We start from the raw sequence: 3033 nt of genomic DNA, 5'->3' as shown, positions 1-3033 counted from the left end.
TGCTCCTCGACCAGGAACCCCGCCGGTGCGACGCCCTGCGCCGCCAGGGCCGCGCGCATCCGGCCGGCCGCCCGCTCCACCTCGGCGCGGCGCAGGCCCAGCTCGACCGCTCCCGCGTCCGACTTGTGCACCAGCCCGGGACCGAACGCCTTGAGCACCAGCGGCTCGCGCAGCCCCTCGATACCCGGGAAGCCCCCTCCCGCGAGGTCCGAGTCGGTGACCACGATCCCGCGCGGCACCCGTACCCCGGCCTCCCGCAGGAGCTCCTTCGCCTGATGCTCCGCCGGCACCTCAGCTCTCCAGCAGACGGTGCAGCTCGCGGCGCAGCAGCTTGCCCGGCCCGCCCGAGGCGTCCTGGGAGTGCGGCAGCTCGTCCGCCACCACGACGCGGTCGGGGCGCTGGTGCGGCGGCAGCGCGTCGGCCAGCGCCAGAGCCAGCTTGGAGGCGTCCAGCGTGTGCCCGCCCCGCGGCACCACGGCCAGCAGGATCTCCTGCTCCGCCGCGTCCTGCCCCTCCACGTGGGCCGGGACGCCCACCGCGCCCGCCTCCGCCACGCCGTCCAGCGCCGAGGCGGCCTCCTCGACCGCGACCGGCTGGGTCCAGACGCCGCCCTTGAGTATCGAGTCCTCGCGCCGCCCGAGCACCCGCAGCACGCCGTCGGCGGAGACGGTGCCGAGGTCGCCGCCCACGTACCAGCCGCCGCGCAGCACCTCCGCCGTCCTGTCCGGCAGGCCGTCGTAGCCCGTCATCGCGTGCGGCCCCGCGAGGTTGATCTCACCCACCTCGTCCACGACCCGCTCTCCCGACGGGCCGGTCACCCGCACCGCGTTCCCGGTGCGCGCCCGGCCCGACGACCCGAGCGGCGTCGAGCCGTCGTCCACCCGGCCCATGCACGTGTAGGGAGCCTCGGTCTGGCCGTAGTAGGAGTAGACGGCGGCGTCCGGCAGCCGCCGCTTGACGCGTTCGAGCATGCCGGCGGTCAGCGGCTCCCCGCCCAGCATGATCACGCGGAGCGACGACAGGTCCACGCCCTCGTGCTCGGCGGAGCCGAGCAGCGCCGCGTAGAACGACGGGATCTGCGACACGTGCGTCACCCGCTCTCGGGGCACCACGCGCAGGAAGTTCGCCGGGCCCCAGTCCTGCTCCAGCACCAGGCGCATCCCGGCGTACAGGGCGGGCCCGACGATGGCCGGGAAGCCGATGCCCCAGATGATCGCGCCGGTGCCGAACACCGCGTCCGGCCCGCGCGGCACGTCCAGCCAGATCTGCGCGGTCGCCAGCGACGAGGCGTGCGTGTGGACGACCGCCTTCGGCAGCCCGGTCGTCCCGGAGGTGTAGTAGAGGGCGAGCGGGTCGTCGTATCCGCCCTCGATCGGCGGCTCGTCCTCGGAGGCGGCCGTGGCCAGCGCGTCGAGGTCCACCGCGTCCGCGCCCCGGCCGCCTACCTTGATCCAGGTGGTGACGCCCGGCAGCGACGGCCTGATCTCGGCGACCGCCCGCTCCACCGTGGCGTCGTACACGAAGGCCGTGCACCGCGAGTGCTCCACGACCGCGCGCAGCGTGTCGGCGGGCCAGTAGGGGTTCAGGGCCGCGGTGACCGCGCCGATCTTGGCCTGGGCGAGGTACAGCTCCGCCACGTGCAGGGTCTCGTTCAGCAGCGCCGCGACCCGCTGCCCGGGTGTGATCCCGGCGGCGAGCAGGGCGTGGGCGCGCCGGTTGACGATCCGGTTCAGCTCGTCGTAGGTGAAGCGGCGCTCGCCGCAGTAGGTGAGCGCCACCCGGCCGGGGTCGCGCAGCGCGCCGGCGGTCAGGATGGCGTGGCCGTAGTTGCCGTAGGGTGATCGCGCCATGGGGGCCTCCGGATCAGAGGGGCGAATAGAGCACGAAGACGTTTCCTGAGGGATCCCGCAGCACGGCGCGCGTCTCGTGCGGGCCGCTCTCGGGCGCGCGCACCACCTCGCCGCCACGCGCCGACAGCTCCCGTACGGCACGCGCCACGTCGTCCACCCGGTAGGAGGGCGCGGCCGACTCGGTGACGTGTTCGGCCGGCCCGGCCAGCGCCACGGTGACGCCGCCCCCGTCCAGCGCGGCGAACCTGTCACCGTCGCGGAACTTCACCGGCAGCCCGTAGAAGGCGATCGCCTGGTCCAGGTCGGCCACCGGGATCAGCACGTTGCCGACCTTGCCGAGCACGCTCAACGGGGCCTCCAATGCGGTAGATCGTCCATGAACGTCACCCGCACCGGCATCCCGATGCGGACCTCGCCCGGCGCGCATCCCACGACCTGCCCGAACGCGCGGGCCCCTTCCGGCAGGTCCACCCAGGCCAGCACGTACGGCTCGCGTCCCCGGTACCCGGGTGCGAACGACCGGTGCACCACGGTGAACGTGTGCACCACGCCGTCACCCGAGACCGGCTCGAAGACGAGCGGGCCACCGCCGCACCAGGGGCAGTCCGCCTCGGGGAGGTGGACGCGCCGGGCGCAGGCCGTACAGCGCTGAATGACCAGCTCGCCGCGCCTGCAGGCGGCCCAGTAGGCGGAGGTGTCACCGGCCATCGCTGCCAAGCTAGCGCACGCTTGGTTGGTCGACAAGAGCGGCCTCGGGCGGTCCGCACGCTTCCGAGGTTCTGGCGCGCTCCTACGGGGACTGGTGATCTTCGCTCTCGGCGTCCGATGACGGGGGAGCGCCGGTGGGCGTACCGGCATCGTCCGTGGGGGGCGGGGTGGAGGGGGCGGGGCACGGCGCTCCCTCCACGGCCGTCTCGCTGACCTGCGGCCCGTTGCCCGCCGCGGGCTCCGTCATCACCACGAGGCCGAAGTGGGCCCGGGCGCCGCACGCCACGTCCCCGAGGTCGCGCAGCACGTCGCTGGTGTAGACGGTCCTGCCGGTGAGGGTGCGCGTCTCCTCGGCGACCGTGCGGGCCGGGCCGTCGCCGTCGCGCCGGGTGTAGGCGATGCGCAACCGGACCGGCCCCGTGCCGTCGGCGGCCACCCGCACCGCGCCCGCCGAGCCGCTCCACCCGACGATGT

Annotated in this window: 5 protein-coding genes; all 5 read right to left on the bottom strand. The window is 74.6% G+C overall.

All coding sequences use genetic code 11. From position 1 onward, the window contains the following. Positions 1-290 (bottom strand): acetate--CoA ligase family protein (locus DQW85_RS25300; RefSeq protein ID WP_205315395.1); only part of this gene is annotated, 290 nt, incomplete at its 3' end. Between the two features lies 1 nt (position 291). Further along, positions 292-1851, bottom strand: a complete 1560-nt coding sequence (locus tag DQW85_RS25295; RefSeq protein WP_113702471.1) for a class I adenylate-forming enzyme family protein — start codon at positions 1849-1851, stop codon at positions 292-294. Between the two features lie 13 nt (positions 1852-1864). After that, complete coding sequence (locus DQW85_RS25290; RefSeq protein WP_338043415.1) at positions 1865-2194, bottom strand: VOC family protein; 330 nt, start codon at positions 2192-2194, stop codon at positions 1865-1867. Between the two features lie 2 nt (positions 2195-2196). Further along, positions 2197-2559 (bottom strand): Zn-ribbon domain-containing OB-fold protein, encoded by a 363-nt coding sequence (locus DQW85_RS25285; protein ID WP_113702472.1) that lies wholly within the window; start codon positions 2557-2559, stop codon positions 2197-2199. An 82-nt stretch (positions 2560-2641) separates the two neighbouring features. After that, the coding region (locus DQW85_RS25280; RefSeq protein WP_205315394.1) for a hypothetical protein at positions 2642-3033 on the bottom strand (392 nt) is incomplete at its 5' end.

Origin of the sequence: Nonomuraea lactucae (assembly GCF_003313395.1) — a bacterium.
GTDB lineage: Bacteria > Actinomycetota > Actinomycetes > Streptosporangiales > Streptosporangiaceae > Nonomuraea > Nonomuraea lactucae.
This window is presented reverse-complemented; position numbering and strand designations above follow the sequence as displayed.